This window comes from Nonomuraea sp. NPDC059007, from assembly GCF_042740555.1.
GTDB lineage: Bacteria > Actinomycetota > Actinomycetes > Streptosporangiales > Streptosporangiaceae > Nonomuraea.
In genome coordinates this window covers 17,471-42,568 of sequence record NZ_JBHYJD010000002.1, presented here as the reverse complement: position 1 = coordinate 42,568, position 25,098 = coordinate 17,471, and the positions used below count along the sequence as shown (strand labels likewise).

At 70.2% G+C, this 25,098-nt stretch carries 26 protein-coding genes and 2 tRNA genes; 14 read left to right on the top strand and 14 right to left on the bottom strand.

Going from position 1 to position 25,098, the window contains the following annotated elements; translation table 11 throughout:
- Window positions 1-36 precede the first annotated feature (36 nt).
- Window positions 37-1,185, top strand: a complete 1,149-nt coding sequence (locus ACFWY5_RS02795; protein WP_379630375.1) for an MFS transporter — start codon at window positions 37-39, stop codon at window positions 1,183-1,185.
- On the opposite strand, the gene ACFWY5_RS02790 is transcribed toward ACFWY5_RS02795, so the two are convergent.
- Window positions 1,178-2,080, bottom strand: a complete 903-nt coding sequence (locus tag ACFWY5_RS02790; RefSeq protein ID WP_379630374.1) for a LysR family transcriptional regulator — start codon at window positions 2,078-2,080, stop codon at window positions 1,178-1,180. The genes ACFWY5_RS02795 and ACFWY5_RS02790 overlap by 8 nt on opposite strands.
- Window positions 2,081-2,150: 70 nt before the next feature.
- On the opposite strand from ACFWY5_RS02790, the gene ACFWY5_RS02785 reads away from it, so the two are divergent.
- Entirely contained in the window at window positions 2,151-3,440 is a 1,290-nt protein-coding gene (locus ACFWY5_RS02785) for an FAD-binding oxidoreductase (protein WP_379615259.1), read from the top strand.
- 165 nt (window positions 3,441-3,605) lie between these two features.
- On the opposite strand, the gene ACFWY5_RS02780 is transcribed toward ACFWY5_RS02785, so the two are convergent.
- From ACFWY5_RS02780 to ACFWY5_RS02765, 4 genes are all read right to left on the bottom strand, one after another.
- Window positions 3,606-4,451, bottom strand: a complete 846-nt coding sequence (locus tag ACFWY5_RS02780) for an aldehyde dehydrogenase family protein (RefSeq protein WP_379615261.1) — start codon at window positions 4,449-4,451, stop codon at window positions 3,606-3,608.
- 179 nt (window positions 4,452-4,630) lie between these two features.
- Entirely contained in the window at window positions 4,631-6,052 is a 1,422-nt protein-coding gene (locus ACFWY5_RS02775) for an aldehyde dehydrogenase family protein (protein ID WP_379630373.1), read from the bottom strand.
- Window positions 6,053-6,054: 2 nt separating this feature from the next.
- Complete coding sequence (gene deoC / locus ACFWY5_RS02770) at window positions 6,055-6,984, bottom strand: deoxyribose-phosphate aldolase (RefSeq protein ID WP_379615265.1); 930 nt, start codon at window positions 6,982-6,984, stop codon at window positions 6,055-6,057.
- A 56-nt stretch (window positions 6,985-7,040) separates the two neighbouring features.
- A complete protein-coding gene (locus ACFWY5_RS02765) occupies window positions 7,041-8,087 on the bottom strand; it encodes a hypothetical protein (RefSeq protein WP_379630372.1) in 1,047 nt (348 codons plus the stop codon).
- A gap of 151 nt (window positions 8,088-8,238) precedes the next feature.
- Here ACFWY5_RS02765 and ACFWY5_RS02760 point away from each other — a divergent pair, with 151 nt between their 5' ends.
- Complete coding sequence (locus ACFWY5_RS02760) at window positions 8,239-8,385, top strand: hypothetical protein (protein ID WP_379615269.1); 147 nt, start codon at window positions 8,239-8,241, stop codon at window positions 8,383-8,385.
- A gap of 202 nt (window positions 8,386-8,587) precedes the next feature.
- Window positions 8,588-11,446, top strand: coding sequence for an AAA family ATPase (locus tag ACFWY5_RS02755; RefSeq protein ID WP_379615271.1), 2,859 nt, complete (start codon window positions 8,588-8,590; stop codon window positions 11,444-11,446).
- Window position 11,447: 1 nt separating this feature from the next.
- On the opposite strand, the gene ACFWY5_RS02750 is transcribed toward ACFWY5_RS02755, so the two are convergent.
- The 5 genes from ACFWY5_RS02750 to ACFWY5_RS02730 all read right to left on the bottom strand — a co-directional run bounded on the left by ACFWY5_RS02750 (window position 11,448) and on the right by ACFWY5_RS02730 (window position 15,409).
- Complete coding sequence (locus ACFWY5_RS02750) at window positions 11,448-12,014, bottom strand: TMEM165/GDT1 family protein (RefSeq protein WP_379615273.1); 567 nt, start codon at window positions 12,012-12,014, stop codon at window positions 11,448-11,450.
- A gap of 220 nt (window positions 12,015-12,234) precedes the next feature.
- A complete protein-coding gene (locus ACFWY5_RS02745) occupies window positions 12,235-13,266 on the bottom strand; it encodes a UDP-N-acetylmuramate dehydrogenase (RefSeq protein WP_379615275.1) in 1,032 nt (343 codons plus the stop codon).
- A gap of 50 nt (window positions 13,267-13,316) precedes the next feature.
- Entirely contained in the window at window positions 13,317-14,495 is a 1,179-nt protein-coding gene (locus tag ACFWY5_RS02740) for a hypothetical protein (protein ID WP_379630371.1), read from the bottom strand.
- A gap of 34 nt (window positions 14,496-14,529) precedes the next feature.
- Entirely contained in the window at window positions 14,530-14,958 is a 429-nt protein-coding gene (locus ACFWY5_RS02735; RefSeq protein ID WP_379615279.1) for a MaoC family dehydratase, read from the bottom strand.
- A gap of 1 nt (window position 14,959) precedes the next feature.
- Window positions 14,960-15,409, bottom strand: coding sequence for a MaoC family dehydratase N-terminal domain-containing protein (locus ACFWY5_RS02730; protein ID WP_379630370.1), 450 nt, complete (start codon window positions 15,407-15,409; stop codon window positions 14,960-14,962).
- Window positions 15,410-15,612: 203 nt separating this feature from the next.
- On the opposite strand from ACFWY5_RS02730, the gene ACFWY5_RS02725 reads away from it, so the two are divergent.
- Window positions 15,613-16,698 carry a calcium:proton antiporter gene (locus ACFWY5_RS02725; RefSeq protein WP_379615283.1) on the top strand — a complete coding sequence of 362 codons (1,086 nt, stop codon included), beginning with the start codon at window positions 15,613-15,615 and terminating at the stop codon, window positions 16,696-16,698.
- A 252-nt stretch (window positions 16,699-16,950) separates the two neighbouring features.
- Here ACFWY5_RS02725 and ACFWY5_RS02720 read toward each other — a convergent pair whose 3' ends face one another.
- The 3 genes from ACFWY5_RS02720 to ACFWY5_RS02710 are packed head-to-tail and all read right to left on the bottom strand — an operon-like array spanning window position 16,951 to window position 19,116.
- Window positions 16,951-17,436: a DinB family protein gene (locus ACFWY5_RS02720; RefSeq protein ID WP_379615285.1), complete on the bottom strand. Its 486-nt coding sequence runs from the start codon at window positions 17,434-17,436 to the stop codon at window positions 16,951-16,953.
- Between the two features lie 20 nt (window positions 17,437-17,456).
- Window positions 17,457-18,200 (bottom strand): ABC transporter permease, encoded by a 744-nt coding sequence (locus ACFWY5_RS02715; protein ID WP_379615287.1) that lies wholly within the window; start codon window positions 18,198-18,200, stop codon window positions 17,457-17,459.
- Window positions 18,181-19,116 (bottom strand): ATP-binding cassette domain-containing protein, encoded by a 936-nt coding sequence (locus ACFWY5_RS02710; RefSeq protein ID WP_379615453.1) that lies wholly within the window; start codon window positions 19,114-19,116, stop codon window positions 18,181-18,183. Before ACFWY5_RS02710 ends, ACFWY5_RS02715 begins: the two co-directional genes overlap by 20 nt.
- A 255-nt stretch (window positions 19,117-19,371) precedes the next feature.
- Between ACFWY5_RS02710 and ACFWY5_RS02705 the strand changes: the two genes are divergently transcribed.
- The 9 genes from ACFWY5_RS02705 to rpmG all read left to right on the top strand — a co-directional run bounded on the left by ACFWY5_RS02705 (window position 19,372) and on the right by rpmG (window position 24,238).
- The gene (locus tag ACFWY5_RS02705) at window positions 19,372-20,382 is read left to right on the top strand and encodes a GH25 family lysozyme (RefSeq protein ID WP_379615289.1); all 1,011 of its coding nucleotides are present in this window, start codon (window positions 19,372-19,374) and stop codon (window positions 20,380-20,382) included.
- A gap of 71 nt (window positions 20,383-20,453) precedes the next feature.
- On the top strand, window positions 20,454-20,987 hold the full coding sequence (locus ACFWY5_RS02700; RefSeq protein WP_379615291.1) for a C40 family peptidase: 534 nt from the start codon (window positions 20,454-20,456) through the stop codon (window positions 20,985-20,987).
- A gap of 70 nt (window positions 20,988-21,057) precedes the next feature.
- Window positions 21,058-21,261, top strand: a complete 204-nt coding sequence (locus tag ACFWY5_RS02695) for a transposase (RefSeq protein ID WP_379615293.1) — start codon at window positions 21,058-21,060, stop codon at window positions 21,259-21,261.
- A 31-nt stretch (window positions 21,262-21,292) separates the two neighbouring features.
- Window positions 21,293-21,709 (top strand): hypothetical protein, encoded by a 417-nt coding sequence (locus ACFWY5_RS02690; RefSeq protein ID WP_379615295.1) that lies wholly within the window; start codon window positions 21,293-21,295, stop codon window positions 21,707-21,709.
- Complete coding sequence (cseB, locus tag ACFWY5_RS02685; RefSeq protein WP_379615298.1) at window positions 21,706-22,368, top strand: two-component system response regulator CseB; 663 nt, start codon at window positions 21,706-21,708, stop codon at window positions 22,366-22,368. The genes ACFWY5_RS02690 and cseB overlap by 4 nt, the downstream gene beginning before the upstream one ends.
- A complete protein-coding gene (locus tag ACFWY5_RS02680; RefSeq protein ID WP_379615300.1) occupies window positions 22,365-23,645 on the top strand; it encodes an ATP-binding protein in 1,281 nt (426 codons plus the stop codon). The genes cseB and ACFWY5_RS02680 overlap by 4 nt, the downstream gene beginning before the upstream one ends.
- Window positions 23,646-23,696: 51 nt before the next feature.
- A tRNA-Thr gene (locus tag ACFWY5_RS02675) sits at window positions 23,697-23,772 on the top strand.
- A 157-nt stretch (window positions 23,773-23,929) separates the two neighbouring features.
- A tRNA-Met gene (locus ACFWY5_RS02670) sits at window positions 23,930-24,003 on the top strand.
- A gap of 70 nt (window positions 24,004-24,073) precedes the next feature.
- A complete protein-coding gene (rpmG, locus tag ACFWY5_RS02665; protein ID WP_101786011.1) occupies window positions 24,074-24,238 on the top strand; it encodes a 50S ribosomal protein L33 in 165 nt (54 codons plus the stop codon).
- A gap of 360 nt (window positions 24,239-24,598) precedes the next feature.
- On the opposite strand, the gene ACFWY5_RS02660 is transcribed toward rpmG, so the two are convergent.
- A complete protein-coding gene (locus tag ACFWY5_RS02660) occupies window positions 24,599-25,093 on the bottom strand; it encodes a flavoprotein (RefSeq protein ID WP_379630369.1) in 495 nt (164 codons plus the stop codon).
- Window positions 25,094-25,098: the final 5 nt, after the last annotated feature.

Here is a 25,098-nt window from a genome sequence, read left to right as displayed (position 1 = left end):
CATTGTTTGACAACCATCCAACTATAAGCCAGCGTAGTGGGAGTGAATTCCAGGCTTTATCCACTTGCTGTGGGAAATTTCGCTGTTGGGACGGGCATGTTCGTCACGGCGGGACTTCTCCCTCCGATCTCCCGTGACCTGCACATCTCCGTGGCGGCGGCCGGGCAGTTGGCGACGGTGTTCGCGCTGGCCTACGCCATCCTCTCGCCCGTGCTGGCGGCGCTCACGGCCAGGGTGCCGCGCAAACGCCTGCTGGTGATCGCGCTCGCCGTCTTCATCCTGGGCAACGCCTTGACCGCCATCGCCCCCACCTACCCCTTGATCCTCGCCACGCGGGTGATCGCCGCGGCCGGGGCGGCCATGTTCACGCCGACCGCGTCCGGCGTCGCCAACGCGCTGACCTCGCCGGAACGCCGGGGCCGCGCGCTGGCGCTGGTGATGGGCGGGCTGAGCGTCTCCTCGGCGATCGGGGTGCCGCTCGGTACCTGGCTCGGCGGGGCCGGCGGCTGGCGTTCGACGATCTGGCTGGTGGTGGCGCTCGGCGTCGTGGGCCTGGTCGGCGTGGCCGTACTGGTGCCAGAAGTGGTGATCCCCTCCTCCGGACGGCTGCGCGACCGCTTCGCCCCGCTGGCCGACCGAGGCGTAGCGGCGGTGCTGATGACCCAGTTGCTGATGTTCTCCGCGGGATTCACCGCCTACACCTACATCGGTTCGCTCTTCGACCTGTCGCTCCCCGCGGTGTTGTGGGCGTGGGGGCTGGGCGGGATCATCGGCAACCAGCTCGGTGGCCGCCTCACCGACGCGTACGGCCCGCGCCGGATGGTCTTCCTGAGCCTCGTCGCCGCGACCGTCTTCCTCGCCCTGATCCCGGTCGCGAACCTGTCACTGCCGATCGCCCTGGTCTGGGCCTTCCTCTGGGGAACGGTGGGCTGGCTGATGGCCCCCGCGCAGCAGTACCGGACGGTCGCCGCGGTCCCCGGCAGCGTGCCGATCGGACTGGGACTGCTCTCGTCGGCCCAGTACGCGGGCCTGTTCGTGGCGGGCCTCACGGGCGGCCTGGCCTTGGAGTGGTACGGCAGAGCCGGCGTGATCATCCTCTCCACCGGACTGGGCGTGGCAGCGGTGCTGTTCACCCTGGCCACCTACCGCCGCGCACCGGCGGCCGTGGCACAGGCGACTACCTGACCCAGAGCTGACCAGGCCCGCCCATCATCGCCCTGGCGTGCTCGACCAGCGCACGGGCCGCCGGCCCAGCGGGCTGGTCGGTACGCCAGGCCAGCCCCATCTGCCCCCGCATGGCGGGCTCCCGGATCTCCAGCACATGCAGGCCGCGACGCCGCGAAGTGGCCGACCGCGGCAGGATCGCCACCCCCAGCCCGTGCCCGGCCAGCTTGGCGAGGAAGTACGGCTCACTTGCCTCGAACGCCACCCGGGGCCGGAAGCCCGCACCGGCACAGGCCGACTCGAGGATGGACCGCAACCCGGTCCCCGACGGCAGCGTGATCAACGTGTGGTCCCGCAGCTCCGAAACCGTGACCGAGTCTCGCCCGTCAAGCGGGTGCCCATGCCCGACCGCCGCCACGACGTCCTGGTCGATGACCACCTGGGTCTCCACCCCGGCGGGCAGCGGCGCCCCGAGCCCGAGCAGGGCCAGGTCCACCTGCCCGGCCGCCAGCGCCTCGGCGAGCGTGACCGGATCCATCTCGTTGAGCGTGATCTCCACAGCCGGATGCTTGGCGTGGAAGCCCGCCAGGAGCCCGGCCAGATCCAGCGCCCAGGGCGCGGTCACCACGGCCATGACCACCCGCCCCCGCAGCAGCCCGGTGAACTCGTCGACGACGTCACGCATCCCGGTCACCGCCCACAGCGCGGCCCGCGCGTAGGGCAGCACCGCCCGTCCCACCTCGGTCAGCGTCACGCTGCGCCCCGACCGGTCGAACAACGGCTGCCCCAGCTCCCGTTCCAGCTGCTTGACCTGCGCGCTCACACCGGGCTGCGCCACGTGCAGCTTGGCCGCGGCCTTGGTGAAGCCGCCCTCCTCGACCACCGACACGAAGTACTCGAGCTGCCGCAGTTCCATAACTGTGGATTATAGCTACGAGCAGAACCAGCTCTTGGACTTATGGAAAGCCCCTCGGCAGGATGGCCGTATGGCTCACACCATCACCGCAGACTCCGACCAGTACGACAGCGAGCGGACCGGTTTCCAGCTCTCCGCGAGCCATCGCCCCGACGTGATCTTCGCCGCGGAGAACGCCGCCGACATCCGCGCCGCCGTGTCCCACGCCTCCGCGCACAACCTGCGAGTGGCCGTCCAGGCCACCGGCCACGGACTGGCGAGCGCGAGTGAGGGCGGCGTCCTCATCACCACGGGAAGGATGAACGGCGTCCGCGTAGACCCGGCGGCCAGGACCGCCTGGATCGAGGCGGGCACCCCGTGGTCGAAGGTGATCGAAGCCGCCGCCCCGCACGGCCTGGCCCCGCTGTCCGGCGCCGCCCCGGCGGTGGGCGCGCTCTCCTACACGCTCGGCGGCGGCATCGGCCTCATGGCCCGCAAGCACGGCTACGCCGCCGACCACGTCAAGGCGATAGAGGTGGTGACCGCCGACGCCGAACTCGTCCTGGCCACTCCCGACAAGGAGCCCGACCTGTTCTGGGCCCTGCTCGGCGGCAGGGGCAACCTCGGCGTGGCCACGGGCATGGAAATCGCCCTGTTCCCGGTGAAGACGTTGTACGGCGGCGCGATGTTCTTCGACGGCTTCGAAGCGGTGCACGCCTGGCGCGAATGGGTGGCGAACGTCCCGGAGGAGATGACCTCGTCCGTGGCCGTCATCCCGTTCCCCGACGCCCCGTTCGTCCCCGAACCCCTGCGCGCCCGCCGGGCAACCCACATCCGCATCGCCTATCTCGGGTCCGCGAAGGAGGGCGAGCGCCTGATAGAACCCCTGCGCGCGTACGGCCCGCGCCTGATGGACAAGGTGGAGGAGATCCCCTACACCCGATCGGGCGTCATCCACAACGACCCGACCGACCCGGTGGCCTCCCAGTCCTCCCACAGCCTCCTGAGGGAACTGCCACCCCAGGCCGTGGAGGCGGCAAGGTCCCTGACCACCACCATCGTGGAGATCCGCCACCTGGGCGGAGCCCTGTCCCGCCCACCGACGACACCGAACGCCATAGGCAACCGGAACGCGTCGTTTCTCTACGGAATCGTCTCCAGAGGCAACGAGGTAACCCCGGAACACGCTCAGACCGAAGCCGCCCTACGCCCCTGGTCGACCGGTGGAAAGGCGCTGAACTTCCTGTTCGCCGCCCACGCGACGGAAGAAAACGTGAAAAAGGCCTTCGAGCCAGAGGCATACGAACGCCTCAGGGATCTCAAGACGACCTACGACCCGAACGACCTGTTCCGGCACACTCACCACATCCCTCCCCGGTAGGCCGGTCGAGGGGGCGAGCGAAGGGCCGTGACGGCGGGCACCACGTCCGACGTGAGAAGCGACCCCCACGATCGGCGCCCGCCCACGCCGGCGGGTGGCGTGGGCGGGGGGCTCGCCGTAACGGATGGAGGCCCTGAAACAACGGATGGAGGCTCTAAGGCAGAGTCAGATCCCGACGGGATGCCAGACGGTTTTGGTTTCGAGGAAGCGGGTCATGCGAGTGAGCGCCGGGTCGGCGGACCAGTCCTCGGAAGCCGGGCGGAAGACGCGTTTGAGGTTCTCGGCGGCCTCCTGCTCGCACTTCAGCGCCAGGTCGGGATCTTCGACCCCGCCGAGGTCCAGGCCGTTGACGTCCATGTGCGCGGCCAGCCACGGGGCCAGTTCCGACTGGTGGCCGGTGAGGAGGTTGACCACCCCGCCGGGCAGGTCGGAGGTGGCCAGCACCTCGGCCAGCGTGATCGCGGGCAGCGGCGCGTTCTCCGCGGCCACCACCACGCACGTGTTCCCGGTGACGATGACGGGCGCGATCACCGAGATCAGCCCGAGCAGCGGGTCGGCGGGCGCGACGACCGCGACCACCCCGGTCGGCTCCGGCGTCGAGAGGTTGAAGTACGGCCCCGCCACCGGATTCGCCGCCCCGCGCACCGAGGCGATCTTGTCCGACCAACCGGCGTACCAGACCAGCCGGTCCACGGCCGCGTCCACCCGCTCGGCCGCGGCCTTCTTGGGCCCGCCCAGCTCCTCGGCGAACTGCGCCCGCCGCCCCTCCAGCATCTCCGCGACGCGGTAGAGGATCTGCCCCCGGTTGTACGGCGTGGCCCCCGACCATCCGGGGAAGGCCTTGCGGGCGGCCACCACGGCGTCACGGGCGTCCTTGCGCGAGGCACGTGCCGCGTTGGCCACGAACTCGCCCTTGGCCGAGGTCACGACGTAGGACCTTCCACTCTCGGAGCGCGGGAACGCCCCGCCGATGAACAGCTTGTAGGTCTTGCGAACGGCCAACCTACTCATCGCCGCGCCCCCTCCACGTGATCTCCTGGGTCAGTTGCACAGGAGCGAAGATCTGACCGCACCTGCTGACGCCGCAGCGGTGCGCGAACCACCCGGTACGGCCGGGCCGCCCGGCCCTGGCGAAGGCGTGTCCCCGGGTGGCCTGCCCGCGGCGGGCCCTGCGTTTGCCACGCTTGTGCTCACACATCGAGGTAGGCCTCCAGCCCGGCGAGCCCGCCTTCCCTGCCGTAGCCCGACTCCTTGTACCCGCCGAACGGCGAGGTGGGGTCGAACTTGTTGAAGGTGTTGGCCCACACCACTCCGGCGCGCAGCCGGTCGGCCATCCACAGGATGCGCGAGCCCTTCTCGGTCCAGACGCCGGCCGACAGCCCGTACGGGGTGTTGTTGGCCTTCTCCACGGCCTCGGCCGGGGTGCGGAAGGTGAGCACGGACAGCACCGGCCCGAAGATCTCCTCGCGGGCGATGCGGTGGGACTGGGCGACGCCGGTGAAGAGGGTCGGCGGGAACCAGAACCCCTTGGCCGGAAGCTCGCACGGCGGCGACCAGCGCTCCGCGCCTTCCGAGTCCCCGATTTCCGACATTTCACGAATCTTCGCCAGCTGCTCGGCGGAGTTGATGGCGCCGATGTCGGTGTTCTTGTCGAGCGGGTCGCCGAGCCGCAGCGTGCCGAGGCGGCGCTTGAGCGCGGCCAGCAGCTCGTCCTGGATCGACTCCTGCACCAGCAGCCGCGAGCCGGCGCAGCACACGTGGCCCTGGTTGAAGAAGATGCCGTTGACGATGCCCTCGACGGCCTGGTCGATGGCGGCGTCCTCGAACACGATGTTCGCGGCCTTGCCGCCGAGTTCCAGCGTGAGCTTCTTGTCGGTGCCCGCGACGGTGCGGGCGATGATCCGGCCGACCTCGGTGGAGCCGGTGAAGGCGACCTTGTCGACGTCGGAGTGTGCCACGACGGCGGCGCCGGTCTCGCCCGCGCCGGTGACGATGTTGACCACGCCCGGCGGCAGGTCCGCCTGCTGGCAGATCTCCGCGAACAGCAACGCGGTCAGCGGGGTCGTCTCGGCCGGCTTGAGTACGACGGTGTTGCCGCAGGCCAGCGCCGGAGCGATCTTCCAGGCCAGCATGAGCAGCGGGAAGTTCCAGGGGATGACCTGACCGGCCACGCCCAGCGGCTTGGTGCCGAACCCGGCGTGCTCCAGCTTGTCGGCCCAGCCCGCGTAGTAGAAGAAGTGTGCCGCGACCAGCGGCACGTCCACGTCCCGCGACTCGCGGATGGGCTTGCCGTTGTCGAGCGACTCCAGCACGGCCAGCTCGCGGGCCCGCTCCTGGATGATGCGGGCGATGCGGAAGATGTACTTGGCCCGTTCGGAGCCGGGCAGCGCGCTCCAGACGCCGAACGCCTTGCGCGCGGCCTGGACCGCGCGGTCCACGTCGTCGGAGGTGGCGGTGGCGATCTCGGCGAGCTTCTCCTCGCTGGCCGGGTTGATCGTCTTGAAGGGGGCGCCGGACCCCTCGGCGAACTCGCCGTTGATGAACAGCCCGTAGGACGGCTTGATGTCGACGACATCGCGCGACTCGGGCGCGGGCGCGTATTCGAAGGCCATCGTCAGTCCAAGGTGAAGTAGTCGGGGCCCGCGTAGCGGCCGGTGGCCAGCTTCTCTCGCTGCATCAGCAGGTCGTTGAGCAGCGAGGAGGCGCCCAGCCGGAACCACTCGGGCGTCAGCCAGTCCGCGCCCGCGGTCTCGTTGACCAGGACCAGGTTCTTGATGGCGTCCTTCGTGGTGCGGATCCCGCCCGCGGGCTTCACGCCCACCTGGCGGCCGGTGGCGTCGCGGAAGTCGCGCACGGCCTCCAGCATGATCAGCGTCACCGGGAGCGTGGCCGCCGGGGCCACCTTGCCGGTGGAGGTCTTGATGAAGTCGGCGCCGGCGATCATGGCCAGCCAGGACGCGCGCCGTACGTTGTCATAGGTCGCCAGCTCGCCCGTCTCCAGGATCACCTTCAGGTGCGCCTGGCCGCAGGCGGCCTTCACCGCGACGATCTCCTCGAAGACCTTGAGGTAGTCGCCCTCCAGGAAGGCGCCGCGGTCGATCACCATGTCGATCTCGTCGGCGCCCGCCGCCACGGCCAGCGCGGTGTCGCTGACCTTGACCTCCAGGCTGGAGCGCCCGCTCGGGAAGGCGGTCGCCACCGAGGCGACCTTCACCCCCGAGCCCTTGACGGTCTCGGCGGCGACGGCCACCAGGTCGGGGTAGACGCAGACCGCCGCGACACGAGGCGCGCCGCCACCAGGACGCATCGCCTTGGTGCACATCGCCCGCACCTTGCCATGCGTGTCCGCGCCTTCCAGCGTGGTGAGGTCGACCATGGAGATGGCCAGGTCGATGGCCTGCGCCTTCGCGGTCGTCTTGATGGATCGGGTGCCGAGCATCGCCGCTCGCTGGTCCGCGCCGACCCGGTCGACACCGGGCAGGCCGTGCAGGAAGGCCCGCAGGGTGGTGGCGGATGCCGCCACGTCCGCGAGCGAGGTAGTCACAGTTGACACCCCCACAGCATCGCCGACCGGGCAGGCTACCTCCAAACCGGATCAGGTCACCGATAGCTGAGGATCAGCTGACGCGTCACTCCAGCCTCACGCGCTTCGGCCGTGGCCCACATCGTCCTGGTTCCCGGCACGTTGGCCAGGCCGTTGAGCGTGACCTTGCCGACCGGGGTCCGCGTCCAGCGTCCGCCCTGGTAATGGGTGAGCACGTCCGGCAGGTCCTGGCGCCTCGTGGCCAGCCACAACCCTCCGGCGCCGTCCGGCGCGACCTTCGTATAGGAGGTCCCGGCCGGGCGGTGGGCCAGCCGGACCCAGGAGGTGCCGTTCCAGCGCAGCACCACGGCCTCACGCATGACCCGTTCCTCGCCGATGATGAAGGAGATTCCGCCCACGGCGTACGCCTCGTCCGGCCCGAGCGCCACGATGTCGTGCAGTTCCGCGTAGGCGTCGCCGACCCGCGACCGGCTGGGCAGGGAGATCGACGGCACCGGCGAGCGCCGCCACCCCGAGTCCGTCAGCCGCAGGACCGACGCGGCGTGCGCGGGCGACTCGGCCCCCAGGCTGCTGAGCGCCCACACGTCCTTCGGGGAGGAGGCGGCGAAGTCGGTGATCGGCAGCGGGGCGGCCACCTCCGTCCAGCGCCTGCCCGTCCAGTGCCACACCACGTCGCGCAGCCCGCGCGGGCCGAGCCGCAGCCCCGCCGCCCAGCACTCCGACGGCCCCGTGGCCAGCGCCGCCGTCGCGTGCGCGCCCTCGGCCTCGATCGGGCGCGCGTACCACTTGCCGCCGGTCAGCTGGCGGGCATCCACCCGGGCCGGGCTCTGCACGAACTGCCAGGCCGTATCCCGTCCCGCCGCCGTCACCAGGTACGGCACCGCCCCGCCCGCCGTGTTCCGCCAGGCTTTGCCGTTCCATCGCAGCAGGGGTTGCCCGGTTCTGACCACCCAGGCGTCGTCGCCGCCGGTGGCGCCCACGTCCTGATAGCCGCCCAGGGACCCGTCCGTCCTGGAGACCCGCCAGCCCGTTTCCCGAGCCGCGGCGGGCGCCGCCGCCACCAGCGAGAACAGCGCCAGCGCGGCGATCGCGATGCGTCTCATGGGCCATCATCGTGGCCTGCCTTAGGCGGGTGGCAGGCATGTCCTAGGTAGGGGTAAGCCGATGGTTCGGCAAGAGATAAGGCATCCGACCGATGTGGCTGGGTGGGCCTTAGGAGGAGTGTTAGGGGTGCAGACGACAAAGGAGAAGGAAATGAACCCCGAGCTCGACTTCCAGCTGATGAAGAGCCAGGCCAGTGAGCTTCGGCGGGCCGCCGCCGAGCACCGCAGGGTACGTGAGGCGGAGCGCCGCAACAAGTCCGAGCGCCGCTCGGTCTTCGGCAAGCACCGCGCGTCATGACCCCCGCAAGAGTGCCCGGCCGCACCCTCCCTCGCGGCCGGGCCTCACACCCCCCTTGACCCCACGGGAACGTCTCCCAAACCACCCCCGAACCCCGCCGCCTCCGGCCGAAGCCTGGACGACGCGAGAGCCCTTCCGCCTCTGGTCAGCGCCTCCATAAATGCGGCGAAAGCTACAGGTAAGGCATGACATGCTGGATGACATGCTGGGACGTATGGTGAGTCCCGTCTTCGTCGGGCGGGAAGCGGAACTCGCCCACCTCGCCGACGCCATGGACGCGGCCAGGCAGGGCACCGCCACGGCCGTGCTGCTCGGCGGCGAAGCCGGTGTGGGCAAGACCCGGCTGGTGCAGAAGTTCGCCGATCGGGCCGCCCAGGACGGCGCCCACGTGCTCTTCGGGGGCTGCGTGGAACTGTCCACCGACGGCCTCGCCTACGCGCCGTTCACCGCCGCGCTCAGGCAACTCGTCAGGGAGATGGGCACCGCCAGGATCGCCCGTCTCCTGCCGGAGGGCGCCGAACGCGACCTGGCCAGGCTCCTGCCGGAGTTCGGCGAGCCCACCGTCGACGGTGACACCGACACCGGCCGCGCCCGGCTGTTCGAGCAGTTCCTCACCCTGCTGGAGCGCCTCGCCGAGTCCCGCCCCACGGTCCTGTTCATCGAGGACATCCACTGGGCCGACCGCTCCAGCCGCGACCTCATCGCCTTCCTCAGCCGCAACCTCGCCGCCGCCCAGGTCCTGATCGTGCTCACCTACCGATCCGACGACCTGCACCGCCAGCACCCGCTACGCCCCGTCCTGGCCGAGCTGAGCCGGGTCAGGGGCGTGCTCAGGCTCGACCTGCCCCGCCTGTCGCAGGACGAGGTGGCCGAGCAGATGACCGGCATCCTGGGCCGGACCCCCGAGTACGCCAGGGTCGAGAAGGTCTTCGAGCGCAGCGAGGGCATCCCGCTGTTCGTCGAGGCGCTGCTCGACGACCCCGACGGCGACTGCGTCTTTCCCGACTCCATGCAGGACCTCATCCTCAGCGCCGTCGAGCGCCTGCCCGAGGAGACCCAGCGCGTCCTGCGGGTGGCCGCGGCCGGCGGCATCCGGATCGGCCACGCCCTGCTCGCCGCCGTCAGCGGCCTGTCCGACCTGGAACTGGAGTCCGCGCTGCGCCCCGCCATCGCGGGGAACGTGCTGCAGATCGCCGACAACCGGGCCTACGTCTTCCGGCACGCGCTGATCCGCGAAGCCGTACACGAGGAGCTTCTGCCCGGCGAGCACCAGCGGCTGCACGCGCGCTACGCCGAGGAGATCTCCCGCGACCGCAAGCTCGTCCCGCCCGGTCGCGCCGCCGTCGAACTGGCCCACCACTGGTACGGCGCGCGCGACGACGAATGGGCCCTCATCTCCGCCTGGGAGGCGGCCCGCAAGTCGATGAAGGCCTTCGCCTACGCCGAGGCGATCCCGCTGCTCGAACGCGTGCTCATGCTCTGGGACAAGGTGCCGGGCGCGGCCGGGCGCATCGACGCCGACCACTCCTACGTGCTGGAGAAGGCCGCGCTGGCCGCGGCCAACAGCGCCGAGGTGGATCGCGGCGTGAAGTTCGTGCGGGCGGCGCTCGCCGGGCTCGACGAGGTCACCCAGCCCGACCGCGTGGCCATGCTCATGGTGCGCTGGGCCGGGTTCAAGATCGCCAAAGGCAAGATGGGCGTCGTCGAGGACTTCCACAAGGCCCTGGAGCTGGTTCCCGACCACAGCCACCCGCGCGCCGAGGTGCTGACGAAGCTCAGCCAGCACCTGATGCTGCAGGGCGAGGTCGAGGAGGGCACCGCCAGGTGCGAGGAGGGCCTGCTCATCGCCAGGGACATCGGCGACGAGCACCTGGAGGGCGAGCTCCTCATGAACCTCGCCCTCGGCCAGGCCATGGCCGGCGGCAGCATCGCGCAGTACGAGACCAACCAGCTCGCCCGCGCGATAGGCGAGCGCATCGACTCGCCCCGCCTCATCCTGCGCTCCGTCGGCAACAACATCGACGCGCTCAACGACCTCGGCCGCTCGGAAGAGGCGCTCGAACTCTCCTACGAGGGCGAGCGCATGGCCAAGAAGTACGGCCTGATCAGGACCATCGGCGTCTTCATCCTCAACAACCGTGCCGAGGCGCTCGAACTTCTCGGCCGCTGGGACGAGGCGCTGGAGACCGCGGAACGCTCGCTGAGGTTCGGCCCCAGCCTGCGCACCCGCCACCACATCCTGCGCGTCCAGGCCGACATCGCGCTGTCGCGCGGCGACCTGTCGACGCTGGAGAGCAACCTGTCCGAGCTGGGCGTGCTCAAGGAACGTCCCGAGGACTTCGTCCAGGACATCACGTCAAGCTCCCGCCTGCACATGGGCTGGCACCTGCTGAAGGGCGAGCCCGAGTCGGCGCTGGAGGTCGCCCACCGGGTGCTGTCGCGGCCGTCGCAGTCCAGCAAGTCGGCGCTCGGCTGGCGGCTGCTCTCCCTCATCAGCCACGTCTGCGACCAGGCCGAGGCCCTCGACCCTACGCTGTCCGAGCACGTACGCGGCCACGCCGCCGAGGTCGCCGCCACGCTACGCATCTCGGGCCCGCCCGCCGAGGCCTACCGCCTGACCTACACCGGCGACTTCGACGCCGCCGCGGCCGCGTGGGAACGGCTGCGCCGCCCGCACGCCCAGGCCAAGGCGCTCCTGCACGCCGCGACCATCGCCGCCCAGTCGGGCGACCGCGAGGGCGCCGCCACGCGGCTGCGGGTCGCGCAGCCGCTGGCCGAGGCGCTGCGGGCCAGCCCGTTGCTGGAGGAGATCGAGATGCTCAGCCGGCGGGTGGGCGGCGCCTCCGCGCCGTCGGCGACGTCGGAGCTGCTGACGCCCCGGGAGCTGGAAGTGCTCCGGCTGGTGGCGCTGGGGCGCAGCAACCGCGACATCGCGGCCGAGCTGTTCATCTCGGCGAAGACGGTCAGCGTGCACGTCTCCAACATCCTGGCCAAGCTCGGTGTCTCCAGCCGGGGCGAGGCCGCCGCGGCCGCGTACCGGCTGTCGCTGTTGTCGTCCTGAGCTACCAGATGGCGTCGGCCAGCAGGACGATGCCGAAGACGGCGAACGCCGCGGCGGCGCCGTAGCGGATGGCCTTCTCCGGCAGGTGCTTGCCGAGGATCCGCCCGACCACGATGGCCAGGGCGTCCGCGGCGACCATGCCGACGGTGGAGCCGATCCAGGTGCCGAGCCAGCCGTGCTGCGTGGCCAGGACGATCGTGGCCAGCATCGTCTTGTCGCCCAGCTCGCTCAGGAAGAACGCGACCGTCACCGCGATGATCGCGTTCCTGGTGGTGCGCTGGGCCTTCTTCGACTCCTCGTCGGTCAGCTCGTCGCCGCGCAGCGTCCACAACGCGAAGCCGAGGAAGGCGATACCCGCGGCGACGGAGATCGCGGTGGTGGGCAGGGCGTCGCCGATGAGCCCGCCGACGGCCACGCTGAACAGGTGCACGACGGTCGTGGCGATGGTGATGCCGACCAATACCGGCCAGGCCTTGAATCGGGTGGCGAACGTCATCGCCATCAGCTGGCTCTTGTCACCCAGCTCCGCCACGAAAATGGCCACAAGACTGATCCAGAACGCTTCCAACGGTCCTCATTCCTACGAACCGGACCGGAGCGCCTGCAGGGGCACGACTCTTCGGCCCGGCATGACAGCCAGGCCGAAGGTCTCGTCCGCCTGTGAAGGCCCACGTGACCGGGCGTCGAGACGCCAGTGTGTCGATCACGTGATTCGGGACTACTCCCCTTCGGAATATCTCGGCAACTTTAACAGGCGGAACCCGGCGAATGTTCCTCGGGCGAGGGTGTCAGAGCTCACAGCCGACCATCACCGGCTCGTTGACCAGCCGCACCCCGAACTTCTCCACGACCCCGTCGCGCACCTCCCTGGCCAGCGCCAGCAGGTCGGCCGCGGTGGCCGAGCCGTCGGGGTTGGTGAGGGCGAGCGTGTGCTTGGTGGAGATGCGGGCGGGCCCGCGGCGGTACCCCTTGGGGAAGCCGGCCTGCTCGATCAGCCACGCCGCCGGCACCTTGACCGTGCCGTCGGGCAGGTCCCAGCGAGGATGGCCGGGCGCGCGCAGCTCCAGCTCGGCGGCCTGGCCGGGGGTCAGAATCGGGTTGGTGAAGAACGACCCGGCGCTGCGGGTGTCGGGGTCTTCCGGGTCGAGCACCATGCCCTTGCTCCTGCGCAGGGCCAAGACGGCCGCGCGGGCGTCCGCGAGTCCTACCCGCTCGCCCATCGGCACCCCGAGGCGCGCGGCCAGCTCCTTGTAGGCCACCTCGCCCGACAGGTCGGAGATGTCCAGGACGTAGGTGACACCCAGCACCACGTGCCGCGACAGGTCCCGCTTGAACGCGCTGTCGCGGTAGGAGAACCCGCACCGGCGCGCCTCGATGTCCACCACCTGCCGGGTCTTGCGGTCGTAGGCCCGCACGCAACGGACGGTCTGCGACACGTCCTGCCCGTAGGCGCCCACGTTCTGGATCGGCGTGGACCCCACCAGGCCAGGAACGCCGGACATGCACTCGATGCCGGACCAGCCCTCGGCGACCGCGCGGGCCACGAGCGCGTCCCAGTCCTCGCCCGCCTCGACCGTGAGCAGCACCTGCCCGCCGTCGCGCTCGGCCCGCACCCCGGTCGAGGCGACCTTGACCACCAGCCCGTCGAAGCCCTCGTCGGGCACCACCAGGTTGCTGCCGCCGCCCAGCACCAGCGTGGGAACCCCGTCCCGGTCGGCCTCGGCCACGAAGGAGACGAGCTGCTCCGCCGTACCGGCCTCGACGAACTCGCGGGCCGGGCCGCCCAGGCCCAGCGTGGTGTACGGCGCCAGCATCTCCATGGGGCCCTAGCTTATGAGCCCCCCGCGATGCGCGGCACCCGGCGCCCGCGTCAGGAGGAGCGCAGCAGGCGCAGGACCCGGTCGTAGGTGCGGCGGGACTCGCGTTCGCGGTAGTCCTGGTCGACGTCGTGGTAGCCGTGGTGGCGCAGGCCGTGCACGGGAAGCGTCTCCTGCGGCACCACGAGCTCGCCGTCCAGGCCGAGCGAGAGCTCCAGGTCCGCGTTGCGGTAGTAGCGGGCGTCCTGCGGCATGGCGGCCAGCGCCTCTGCCCGCCGTACCGCCATCAGGTAGCCCATGAGCGCGCGGACCCGTCCCGGACCGGCCTCGTGCCACGTGTGGCCGTCCGCGTCGGGGTCGGCGCCCTTCCACCCGGCCGCGACCGCGCCGTGCTGGATCGCCGCCGTCAGCGGCGCGAGCGCGTCGCCCGTGAGGATCGTGGAGGTCTCCATCAGGACGTGCACGTCCGAGGTGTCCAACCGCATCAATGCCGTACGGCAGGCGCCCCACCCCGCCGACCCCCCGAACCAGTGAGGCAGCTCGGCCACGTGCCAGACGGTCACCCGCTCGGGCCGCCGGGCGGCGAACTCGTGCAGGACGTCGCCCACGCCGTCCCGGTTGCCCAGGTCGAGGGCGAGCACGGCGGCGTCGGTGTATTCCAGCAACGCCTCCACACACGCGCGCACGTCGTCCGGCCGGCCGTCGGCGATCAGCCCCGCCGAGACGGTGACGTCGGCGATCTCGGCGCGTTGCCGCTCCTGGTTCACCCCGGCGTCGTCGAGCCGGTTGGCGGCCAGGCTGGCGTCCCAGATCCGCTGCGCGTGGAGCATGTCGTCCTCTGGCGTCCCGCTCGGCCCGGGGTCGCCGGAGAAGCCCAGCTCGGCGGCGGGATCCTCCTGGGCCCCCGCGCCTGCTCCGGAGCCCGCGTGGGAGCCCGTGTCGCCGCCGGTCGTGTCGCGGCCGGTGCCCGAGGTGGGGGCGACGGCCCGCGGGTTGAGGTGGCGGGGCGGGCGGGCGTCGGTGACGGCGCTGATCGGGATCGAGCGGACGGTCGGCCAGATGGTGTAGGGCGGCTTCTCGCTCAGCGTGTAGCCGTCGGGGGCGTCCTTGACCAGCCACCCCGCGCGCTCGATCCGCGCGCGCAGCTCGTCGGCGAGCGCGTAGTCGCGCTCCGCCCTCGCCTTCACGCGCTGCTCCGCCAGCTCGATGACGTGGTGCGGCACTTCACTCATACCGACCGCCCTACCCCAGGACAGGCCGCCTCTATCAGGACAGCTGAACCACCGCGCGCGCCTTGGACAGCACATTGGCGTCCGCGGACTTGGCCACCAGAGCGATGACGACCCGCTTGTCCTCCAGCTTCTCCTCCACGACGCCGCTGACGGTGATCGTCGCGCCCTCGTCGTCGTCGGGCACGACCACCATCGAGGAGAACCGCACCCCGTAGTCGACCACCGCGCCGGGATCGCCGGCCCAGTCGGTGACGAACCGCCCCGCCTGCGCCATCGTGAACATGCCGTGCGCGATGACGTCGGGCAGGCCGACGGTCTTGGCGAACCGCTCGTTCCAGTGGATCTGGTTGAAGTCGCCGGAGGCGCCCGCGTACATGACCAGGTTGAGCCGGCGCACGGGGTAGTCGGCCGCGGGGATCTGCTGGCCGACCTCGACCTCGTCGTACTTGACCGTCGCCGTCATCTCAGGCCGCCCCTCCACGCTCGACGATGGTGTTGTAGGTGGTGCAGACGGGCTCGCCGGCGACGGTGCTGACCTCGCTCCTGATCGTGAGCAGCTCGTTGCGCCCGGCGCTGCGGATGTCGGTGATCGTCGACCGGGTGACCAGCTCGTCGCCCGGATATATCGGCCGCGCGTACTCGAACCGCTGCTCGCCGTGGACCACCATCGCGAAGTTCAGCCCCAGCTCGGGGTCGGCCAGCGCCTCACCGCCGCTCTGCAGGCTGAACACGATGGGGAAGGTGGGCGGCGCCACCACGTCCGGATGTCCCGCGGCCTGCGCCGCGTCCCGGTCGCGGTAGATCGGGTTGTGGTCGCCGATCGCCGCCGCGAACTCGCGGATCTTCACCCGGCTGACCTCGTACGGCGCGGCGGACGCATACGACCGCCCCACGAAATCACGGTTCAAGGCCATTCGTGCCCCTTCACGCGTTCCTGAGCTTTTGACCCGACCGTAACAGAACAAGGTTCGGCTGTCGCCGTCTCGACTCCATCATGAACCGCCCGGACCCACGACGGCCCCGGCATTGCCGCACGATGACCCTGAGCACGGATGATGCCCGATTGCCCAACCGGACAGAAGTGAACAGACACTCCACTTAGGGCATGATCTATACCATGCGCCGTTTCCTCAACTGGACCACCGCCGTCCCTCTCCTCGCACTTCTGGCGCTGGCTCTGACATGGGGACGGGAACCGCCGATGGCCGTCGCGATCATCGTCGCGGTGCTGCTGGCCGCGGCGGTGCTGGCGGCGGTGCACCACGCCGAGGTCATCGCGCACCGCGTCGGCGAGCCGTTCGGCTCACTGGTGCTCGCGGTCGCGGTCACGGTGATCGAGGTCGCGCTGATCGTCAGCCTGATGATCAGCGGCGGCGAGAAGACCGCGACGCTCGCCCGCGACACCGTCTTCGCCGCCGTCATGATCACCTGCAACGGCATCGTCGGACTGTCGCTGCTCAGCGCCACGCTCCGGCGGCGGGTCGTGGCCTTCCACGCCGAGGGCACCGGCGGCGCGCTCGCCACCGTGGCCACGCTCGCCACGCTCAGCCTCGTGCTGCCGACGTTCACGACCAGCGCCCAGGGCCCGGAGTTCTCCCCCGGCCAGCTCGCCTTCGCCGCCGTGGCCTCGCTCGCGCTCTACGGCCTGTTCGTCCTCACCCAGACGGTACGGCACCGCGACTACTTCCTCCCCGTCACCCACGACGGCCAGGCCATGCCCCCGGACGCCCACGCGCCCAGGCCGACCACCAGAACCGCGACCGCCAGCCTCGGCCTCCTCCTGATCGCCCTCGTCGCCGTCGTCGGCCTGGCCAAGGTCGAGTCGCCGATCATCGAGAGCGCCGTCTCCGAGGCCGGGCTGCCGCACGCCGTCGTCGGCGTGGTGATCGCGCTGCTGGTCCTGCTGCCCGAGACCATCGCCGCGGTACGGGCGGCCAGGCGCGACCAGCTCCAGATCAGCCTCAACCTGTCGCTCGGCTCGGCGATGGCCAGCATCGGCCTGACGATCCCGGCCATCGCGCTGGCGTCCATCTGGCTGGACGGGCCGCTGGTGCTCGGGCTCGGCGGCACCCACATGGTCCTGCTCGCCCTGACCGTCGGCGTCTCCACCCTCACCGTGGTGCCGGGGCGGGCCACCTTGCTGCAGAGCGGCGTTCACCTGGTGCTGTTCGCCGCATTCCTGTTCCTCGCAGTCAGCCCTTGACCTTCTCGACGACCTGACCGACCTTGGGAGGCTTCAACCACCAGGGCGGTTTGGAGGGGGTTGACCACTTGGCCGGTTGACGTGGCGCCGTTGCGGCGGGCGCCACGTCCGGCGTGAGAAGCGATCCCCACGATCGGCGCCCGCCCACGGCGGCGGGTGGGGGTGGGGCGGCGGAGCCGTAACGGATAGTCCGCCTTTAGGGGGTTATCCGCAGGGGTGGCGGAGCCGTAACGGATAGTGCGCTCTTAAGGCTTATCCCATCGATTTCTGGCCGTCGATGGACTCGCGGATGATGTCGGCGTGGCCGGCGTGCTGGGCGGTTTCGGCGATGATGTGGAGCATCACGCGGCGGACCGACCAGCGCGCCCCCTGCTCGAACCACGGTGCCGTGGGCAGCGCGTGCGAGGTGTCGAGGTCGAGCGTGCGGGCGAGCTCGTTCGTGGCCTGAGCCACCGACTCGTAGTGCTTGAGCAGGGCGTCGAGCGTGTCGCCCGCGTCCATTCTGAACTGCCCCTCCCAGTCGACGGGCACGCTCTCCATGTGCTCGGCACCGCCGACGGCGAAGCGCGCCCAGCGCTCCTCGACGTTCGCGACGTGCTTGACGAGGCCGCCCAGGCACAACGCGCTGGCCGTGGGCGTGCGGGCCGCCTGCTCATCGGTGAGCCCCTGGACCGTGTGGCGCAGGAACCCGCGGTGCTTGTCCAGCGTCTGGACGAGGTCGTCGCGCTCGCTCGACATGTCGTCACCCCTTCCGGGGTCTAGATGCCCTTGCGCATCGCCCTGTTTCCGGCATAGAGGCCGATCAGGGCTACCAGGCCGGCGGCCGCTGCGCCGTACAAGACAGAGATATCACCCAGCTGGCCGGAGAAGAGGGAACGTTGGGCGTCGACGAGATATTTGACGGGGTTCACGTACCCGACGATCCGCAACCACGTCGGGCCGGAGTCCACGGGCAGCAGCACTCCCGACAGAAGGAGCAGCGGGAACAACGCCCACTGCGTGACCAGATAGAACATCGTGCCGTCCGGCGCCGACTTGAGCGCCAGCACGAACGACAGCGACCCGAGCCCCACCCCCAGCACGATGAGCAGCGCGATCCCCAGGATCACCCCGGCCAGGTGCAGCTCGAAGCCGAGCGGCAGCGCCAGCAGGATGATCAGCACGGCCTGGAGGAACAGGACGGCCATCTCCTTCAGCGTCCGGCCGACCAGCATGGCGGTGCGGTTCAGCGGCGAGACCATGAGGCGCTCCAGCGAGCCGCCGATCGCCTCGGTGAGCAGGTTGTAGCCGGAGCCCATCGGCCCGGTCAGGCACATCATGACCAGGATGCCGGGCACGAACCACTGCCACGTGGTGTCCGTCGCCCCCTTCAGCAGCGATCCGAACAGGAACAGGAACAGCAGCGGCTGCAACATCTCGAAGACCAGGTTCGTCGGCTGCCGAAGCGACGGGGTGAACTCCCTGGTGAAGACCGTCGCGGTGTCACGCAGGAACGTCATCATCGGCCAGGCTCCTTCCGGTCAGCGCGAGGAAGACGTCGTCGAGGGTCGGGCGCTTCGTCTCGGCGGCGGTGACCTTGATCTCGTGCGCGTCGAGGGTTCTGAGGCATTCGGGCAGCGCGGCCGGGGCGTTGGCGACGCGCAGCTTCACGGTGCCACCGTCCGCTTCGCCGCCGGTCAGCTCGGCGGCGCGGGCGGCGTCCGGGGTGGTCAGGATGATGTGGTCGCCGGCCAGGTCGTTCTTGAGCTGCTCGGCGGTGCCGTCGGCGATGATCCGGCCGTTGTCGATGATGATCACCCGCTCGGCCATGGCGTCGGCCTCCTCGAGATAGTGGGTGGTCATGAAGATGGTCATCCCGATCGCCTCGCGCAGGCGCAGGATGTGCGACCAGACCTCGGCGCGGCTGGTCGGGTCGAGGCCGGTGGACGGCTCGTCCAGGAAGAGCAGCTTGGGCTCGTGCACCAGGCCGATCGCGAGGTCGAGGCGCCGGCGCTGGCCGCCGGAGAGCGTGCCCGGCTGGCGCTTGGCCATATGGGTGAGGTCGAGCATGTCGAGCACCTCGTCGGCGCGGCGGCGCGCCTGCGAGATGTGCAGGCCGTAGCAGCGGCCCTGCGCGACGAGTTCGTCGCGGACGCGGTAGTTCTCGCCCGCGCTGTTCTTCTGGCCGACGTAGCCGATGCGGGCGCGTACGCCGGACGGGTCGGTGGCGATGTCGTGCCCGGCCACCGTGGCGCTGCCCTTCGTGGGCGGCAGCAGCGTGGTGAGCATACGCAGGGTGGTCGATTTCCCCGCGCCGTTCGGGCCCAGGAAGGCGACCAGCTGGCCGTCCTCGATGTCGAGGTCGATCCCGCGTACGGCGTCGACGATCTCTTTTCGTTTCAGTGTGAAGCTCCGGGTGAGTCCCCGGGCGCTGATGATGGGCATGGCAAACAGCCCCTTGCTTGGGAGGCGGGCGGATTTCCCCAAGCTTGCGCAGGTCAGCGAGGTTTAGGCAAACGCGAACACTACATTCACATACGGCGCTGACCTGCGGAAACGCTATGTAAGCCGCCGTTCGAAATAGCGCTCCGACCTGGGATTTCAAGAAATTTTCGACTATGCCGCGAAGAGCGGTTGCGGGCCCTTCCGTACTCCGCGAAAATCTTGCCCTCATCGGTGAAAAGGGGGCCTCTCGTGAAGCGTGTTCTGGTGGCCGCGGCGCTGGCCGCGGTCGGTTACGGCGCGAACGCGTTACCCGCCCAGGCCGTCGACGGCGTGCCCGGTGTCGACGTCAGCAATTGGACCGGCGAGGTCGACTGGGCGAGTGTCGCGGCGGGCGGCGCGAAGTTCGCGTTCGTGATGGCCAGTGAGGGCGGCGACTTCGTCAGCCCCACGTTCTCCGCCCAGTTCGAGGGCGCCGCCGACGCGGGGCTGGTCCGGGGCGCGTACCACTTCGCCCAGCCGCACGAGTCGGACGGCGCCGCCCAGGCCGAGTACTTCGTGCAGAACGGCGGCCGCTGGACCGGCGACGGCGTCACGCTGCCGGGCGTGCTCGACCTGGAGGACAACCCCTACAAGGACCGCAACGGCAAGGACAACTGCTACGGCCTGTCCCCCAAGGACATGGTCACGTGGGTCAAGGACTTCACGAAGCGCTACCACCAGCGCACCGGCCGCCAGGCGATCATCTACACCACGACGAGCTGGTGGAAGACGTGCACCGGCGACTCCGCCAAGTTCAAGGCCAACCCGCTCTGGCTGGCCCGCTGGGGCGCCGATCCGGGCGAGTTGCCGAAGAGCTGGGAGCGGCACACGTTCTGGCAGTCGGCCGACAAGGGCACGCTGGCCGGCGGGCAGAACTCCTTCAACGGCAGCGAGTCCGAGCTCAGAGAGCTGGCCATCGCCGCGGTCGAGCTGACGGTGTCCGGCCAGGCGAAGGGCCGCCGCTCGTACACGATCACGATCGCCAACACCGGCCCGCACCCCGCGGGCACGATCAAGATCTCCGGTCGTGCGTACGGCGGGCAGAAGGTCGTCAAGGCGCCCGGCTGCAAGTTCAGCGGCACGGCCGTGAAGTGCACGGTGGCGAAGCTGAACCGGGGACAGAAGGTGCGGCTGACGTTCACCACCAAGGCGCCGGCCAAGGGAAGCGTGGGGATGCGGTTCACGGTCGGAACGGTGGAACTGGACCTGAAGGCCCGCTGAGCCGCGCGATCTTGCGGCTTTTGCATGAGGATGTATCCCGACTTTCCCTATTAATACGGAGGCGTGGGCGGGTGTCGGGGCGGCTGCGGCGGGGACTACTGCCCGCCCTTGCCCTGGTACTGCTGCTGGCCACCGCCTCCGCGCCCATCAGGGAGTGGGTGGCGCCGGACATCGTCAGGCTCGCCTACGAGATCGAGCGCAAGGACATCACCTACTCCTGGGGCGGCGGGCACGCTGACGAGCCGGGCCCGTCCAAGGGCACCTGCCTCGGCTACAAGGGCAAGATCCGGCCCTGTCCCGCCGCCAGGACCAAGGGGCTGGACTGCTCGGGGTTCACGAGGTGGGTGTACGCGCTGGCGCACGGCTCCGACGTACTCGGTCCCGGTAACACCGACGACCACGTGCGGCGCATGTACCGGGTGAAGAACCCGCAGCCCGGCGACCTCGTCTACTTCGGAAAAATCACGAAAAAGCGCGTTAAGACGCACCACGTCGGGATCTTCCTCGGCAACGGGAAGATGATGAACGCCCCCGAGACCGGCGCCGAGGTCCGCATCGACGACATCGCCGACAAGAAGGGCTTCGCCGGCTACTACCGGTTCTGAACGCACGATGCCCAGGAGGCATGAGTCGCTGCGTGAAAATTGAGAGTCCTGAGGTCTACTCTGTGCCGCTATGGACAGGCGATGGGTGGGCCCCCGCGGCTACGAGGTCGTCCCCGCCACGCGGGCCGGCCGCCAGGTGCTCCGGATCCGGCGCAACGGCTGGCTGATCGCCGACTGCCTGTCCGTGGCCGACGTCGCCAAGCATGTGGATCTGGCCGACCTGTGCGAAGTGATCGCGCTACCGATGAACCGCCGTTACAAAGCCGCAGGATAACCGACACAGGCGCCGCCTTACCCTCGTTGACATGCGAAAACAGGCTCTGACGTTCCTCGCGCTCGCCCTGACCGCGGCCTGCGGCACCGCCGGTGGAGTCCGGGTCGAGGGCCCGGCGCCGCCGTCGGAGTCCCGCGGTCCCGTCTACGTCGTCGCCTACATGGGCGACGCCCTGCAACGCCCGTCGGACTTCGCGCTCACCGAGTTCAGCAGCATGAACGGCGTGCGCTGGCAGTCGTGGGGCGGTGAGCGCGCCGTGGGCACCGGCGAGCTGAGCGGCACCTGGTGCCTGCCCGGCTGCGCGACCAAGGGCTACCCGGCCACGATCACCCTCAGCGGCCTGACGCGGCTGGAGCGCACCGGCTACTACGCCCGCTTCACCGTCACCTCCGGCCACAAGATCGAGGACGACCTGACCGACCAGAAGCTGGAGGTGCCGCCCCGATGACCGACGTCCTGCTCGTCGAGGACGACGCCGTGATCCGCGAGGCCACCCAGCTGGCCCTCGAACGCCACGGCCTGGCCGTACGCACGGCATCGGATGGTCTGTCCGGCCTGTCCGCCTTCCAGCGCCAGGCTCCCGACGTGGCCCTGCTCGACGTGATGCTCCCCCACCTCGACGGCGTCAGCCTGGCCAGGCGCATCAGGCAGGAGGGCGACGTCCCCATCATCATGATCTCGGCCAGGTCCGACGCCATCGACGTGATCAACGCCCTGGAGGCCGGCGCCGACGACTACGTCACCAAACCCTTCGAACTGGGCGTCCTGCACGCCCGCATCCGCGCCGTCCTGCGCCGCGCCGCCGCCGCGAGCGCCCCCGCCGTCCTCACGTTCGGCGACCTGACGGTCGACACCCAGTCCATGGAGGTACGGCGGGACGGCGCCCTCCTGTCCCTGACCCCGACCGAGCTGAAGCTGCTGCTGGAGTTCGCGGCGAACGCCGGGATCGTCCTGTCCCGGGACACACTGCTGCAGAACGTCTGGGACTACGCCTGGGACGGCGACACCCGCGTCGTCGACGTACACGTGCAACGCCTGCGCTACAAGATCGGCAACGACCGGGTCGAGACCGTCCGCGGGTTCGGCTACAAGCTGAGGCGCTCATGAGCCTGCGCCTGAAGATCGCCCTGTCGCTGGCACTGACCGCGGTGGCGGTGGCCACGGCCATCGGGCTCCTCGTTCACCTGCGCACCGCCGACACCCAGCTCGACACCGCGCGCCGTACGCTCGACGCCCAGTTCCAGTCGCTCCTCGCCCGCCAGGCGGAGGGTCAGGACGCCGGCCTGACCGTCGGGCCCGTCCCCGGGCCGCTGTCCCGCGAGATCACCACCCGCCCCGTGCGCGCCACGTACCTGGACGGCGGCACCCTGTGGGCCGCCACCACCCTGGGCGGCAAGACCGTCTCCCTCACCCGCCCCTACCACCCCGAACGGGCCCAGCTCGCCGCCCTCGACCGCACCCTGCTCACCTCGGGCGCGCTGGCCACGGTGGTGGCATGCCTGGCGGGGATCGCGGTGGCGACGGGTTTGAGCCGCCGCATCCGCCACGTCTCCAGGACCGCCGCCACCATCGCGTCCGGCGACCTGACCGCCCGCGTCTTCCCGCCCCCGCCTGTGGCGCGACCGTCTTCCGTTGCAGGGGGCGCTCGGCGGGGGGACGAGGTCGTGGCGGTGGGCAGGGCGCTGGACCGGATGGCCGACGCGCTCCAGGCCAGGCTGGAGGCGGAGCGCCGCGTGACGGCCGACATCGCGCACGAGCTGCGTACCCCGGTCACCGGACTGATGACCGCCGCCGAGCTGCTGCCTCCCGGACGTCCCACCGAGTTGGTCCGCGACCGCGCCGCCGTACTCGGGAGGCTGGTCGAAGACATCCTGGAAGTGGCCCGCCTGGACGCCCACACGGAGCGGCCAGCCCTGGAGCGCCGCCTGCTGAGCGCCCTGACCCGCCGGGCCATCACCGCCGCCCACTCCCTTGACGACGATCTCCCGCCGGGTGGCGGCGCCGGGGACGGGGTGCGGCTGGTGGTGGTGCGGGATGTCGAGGTGGAGACCGATCCGCGGCGGGTCGAGCGCGTTCTGGCCAATCTCGTGGCCAATGCCGTACGTCATGGGCGTCCGCCGGTCACGGTCACGGTGGACGGCACGACGGTGCGGGTGGCGGACCATGGGCAGGGGTTCCCCGCGGACATGCTGGCCGTACTGCGAGAACATGGTCCTCAGCGGTTCGCCAGCGGTGCGAGCGCCCGCGGGACGGGGGTCGGGCTGGGGTTGACGATCGCCGCCGGGCAGGCCCGGATGCTGGGTGCTGACCTGGAGTTCGGCAACACGGACACGGGTGCCGAGGTGACCCTGAGATTGCCTGGAACCAGTTCGCATCATCGCTGACTGCCGTGTATGGTTACACCTGTCCGCAACGCAGACAGCGCCTGCGGACAGGCCCCTATAGCTCAGTCGGCAGAGCGTCTCCATGGTAAGGAGAAGGTCAACGGTTCGATTCCGTTTGGGGGCTCCAGCTTCACCAGGCCTCACCGGAAGTTTTCGGTCGAGGCTTTTGTTATGAGTTCAGCGGTGAAGCATAGATGAGGTCAACGCACCTGACCAGGTGATGTACGTATGTGCTCCTGAGGTCGGGTATCCTCTACGGGTCCGGGTTGTTTCGCCCGGCTCCAGGCGGAGTAGCTCAGTCAGGCAGAGCAAACGGCTCATAATCGTTGTGTCGCCGGTTCAAGTCCGGCCTCCGCTACGGCCCTTCTCAGGTCACCAGGCCTGGGCACGGGTATGTCCATGTCCCGAACGTAGAAAGGCACTCCCACGTGGCTGCCACCGACGTTAGGCCGAAGATCACGCTGGCCTGCCAGGAGTGCAAGCACCGCAACTACATCACGCGGAAGAACCGGCGCAACGACCCGGATCGGCTTGAGCTGAAGAAGTACTGCCCCAACTGCCGCACCCACCGCGCGCACCGCGAGACCCGCTAGCACTCGGCCGCGGCCAGGCCACCTCCCGATCCGGCCGACCGCGCCTCAGCCGCGATTCCACACGCGGCCCGGGTTCTCCGCAGGGCAGACACTCCTGCACCACACCGCACGAACCGGCACCTCCACGGAGGCGCCGGTTTGTCGCATTTCCACCCCAACCACGCGGCACCCTCCGGGCTCAACGCCTCCCCCTCCTCCAGCCCCACCCGGCATCCCGGCCCCGCTCGCAAACTCCCTGCGGCCATCCGGGCCCTGGCCCGCGGATCCCCGCTGTCGGGCGTCATGGAAGCACGTCGTGACCACCCCGGGCACCGGCCCGTTCGTTGGGCTCATCGCGTTGGGGCGGCGGGCCGTACCGGGTCATAGGGGTTGGTTGAGTTCTCTCAGGGCCAGGTCCCAGGGCTGGGTCTGCTGTTCGCCGTCCGATCCCGCCACCACCACGACCCCCTCGGCCCGCAAGCTCTCCACGCTCCGAATGAACGGCGCCCGCGCCGACAACGCCGCGTTGACGAAGGTCAGCACCACGACCGGGATCCCCAGCCCAGGCGCCTCGGCGAGCAGGCCGAGCGCGTACGAGTCGGTCATCCCCTGGGCGAACTTGTTCACGGTGTTGAAGGTGGCCGGAGCGACGATGATCGCGTCGGGCCTGGGCGGCTTGGGTTCGTGGGGTTTGCGGTAGCGGCTGCGTACGGCCCGGCCGGTCTGGAGTTCCAGCGCGGGCACGTCGATGAAGTCCAGGGCCTGCGGGGTGGCGACGATCTGGACGTCCCATCCGGTGTCCTGGGCCAGTTCGACCAGGCGGCCGACGTCCGAGGCGGGCGCGGCGGCGCAGACGATGACGTAGAGGACCTTCACCAGGC

Coding starts and splice junctions, on each gene's coding strand:
- ACFWY5_RS02790 (WP_379630374.1), bottom strand. CDS start 2,080: ATGGAACTGCGGCAGCTCGAGTACTTCGTGTCGGTGGTCGAGGAGGGC.
- ACFWY5_RS02785 (WP_379615259.1), top strand. CDS start 2,151: ATGGCTCACACCATCACCGCAGACTCCGACCAGTACGACAGCGAGCGG.
- ACFWY5_RS02780 (WP_379615261.1), bottom strand. CDS start 4,451: ATGAGTAGGTTGGCCGTTCGCAAGACCTACAAGCTGTTCATCGGCGGG.
- ACFWY5_RS02775 (WP_379630373.1), bottom strand. CDS start 6,052: ATGGCCTTCGAATACGCGCCCGCGCCCGAGTCGCGCGATGTCGTCGAC.
- ACFWY5_RS02765 (WP_379630372.1), bottom strand. CDS start 8,087: ATGAGACGCATCGCGATCGCCGCGCTGGCGCTGTTCTCGCTGGTGGCG.
- ACFWY5_RS02760 (WP_379615269.1), top strand. CDS start 8,239: ATGAACCCCGAGCTCGACTTCCAGCTGATGAAGAGCCAGGCCAGTGAG.
- ACFWY5_RS02755 (WP_379615271.1), top strand. CDS start 8,588: ATGCTGGGACGTATGGTGAGTCCCGTCTTCGTCGGGCGGGAAGCGGAA.
- ACFWY5_RS02745 (WP_379615275.1), bottom strand. CDS start 13,266: ATGGAGATGCTGGCGCCGTACACCACGCTGGGCCTGGGCGGCCCGGCC.
- ACFWY5_RS02740 (WP_379630371.1), bottom strand. CDS start 14,495: ATGAGTGAAGTGCCGCACCACGTCATCGAGCTGGCGGAGCAGCGCGTG.
- ACFWY5_RS02735 (WP_379615279.1), bottom strand. CDS start 14,958: ATGACGGCGACGGTCAAGTACGACGAGGTCGAGGTCGGCCAGCAGATC.
- ACFWY5_RS02730 (WP_379630370.1), bottom strand. CDS start 15,409: ATGGCCTTGAACCGTGATTTCGTGGGGCGGTCGTATGCGTCCGCCGCG.
- ACFWY5_RS02725 (WP_379615283.1), top strand. CDS start 15,613: ATGCGCCGTTTCCTCAACTGGACCACCGCCGTCCCTCTCCTCGCACTT.
- ACFWY5_RS02720 (WP_379615285.1), bottom strand. CDS start 17,436: ATGTCGAGCGAGCGCGACGACCTCGTCCAGACGCTGGACAAGCACCGC.
- ACFWY5_RS02715 (WP_379615287.1), bottom strand. CDS start 18,200: ATGATGACGTTCCTGCGTGACACCGCGACGGTCTTCACCAGGGAGTTC.
- ACFWY5_RS02695 (WP_379615293.1), top strand. CDS start 21,058: ATGGACAGGCGATGGGTGGGCCCCCGCGGCTACGAGGTCGTCCCCGCC.
- ACFWY5_RS02690 (WP_379615295.1), top strand. CDS start 21,293: ATGCGAAAACAGGCTCTGACGTTCCTCGCGCTCGCCCTGACCGCGGCC.
- cseB (WP_379615298.1), top strand. CDS start 21,706: ATGACCGACGTCCTGCTCGTCGAGGACGACGCCGTGATCCGCGAGGCC.
- ACFWY5_RS02680 (WP_379615300.1), top strand. CDS start 22,365: ATGAGCCTGCGCCTGAAGATCGCCCTGTCGCTGGCACTGACCGCGGTG.